At 63.9% G+C, this 319-nt stretch carries 1 pseudogene; it reads left to right on the top strand.

Annotated elements, in window-relative coordinates:
• Positions 1-319 (top strand): annotated as a pseudogene (locus EN824_RS34140) (MFS transporter); the annotation flags it as partial.

Here is a 319-nt window from a genome sequence, read left to right as displayed (position 1 = left end):
GTGGCGATCTCCTTCGTGATCTTCGGCGTTTCGGCCACCAGCGTTACCGGGCTCGTGATCGGTGTGATCGTGCTGGACGTGGGCGTGCAGGCCGCGCAGATTTCGAACCAGTCGCGCATCTACGCATTGAAACCCGACGCGCGCAGCCGCGTGAATACCGTGTACATGGTCGCGTATTTCATCGGTGGCGCAGTCGGCTCGGGCGTCGGCGCCGCGGTGTGGCCGGTGTTCGGATGGGTGGGCGTGAGCGTCGCGGGTCTGCTGTTCGCGGGCCTTGCCGCATGGAATCATCTGGCGTTGCAGACCAACGCGAAACAAT

This window comes from Mesorhizobium sp. M8A.F.Ca.ET.181.01.1.1, from assembly GCF_004792025.1.
Lineage (GTDB): Bacteria > Pseudomonadota > Alphaproteobacteria > Rhizobiales > Rhizobiaceae > Mesorhizobium.
This window is presented reverse-complemented; position numbering and strand designations above follow the sequence as displayed.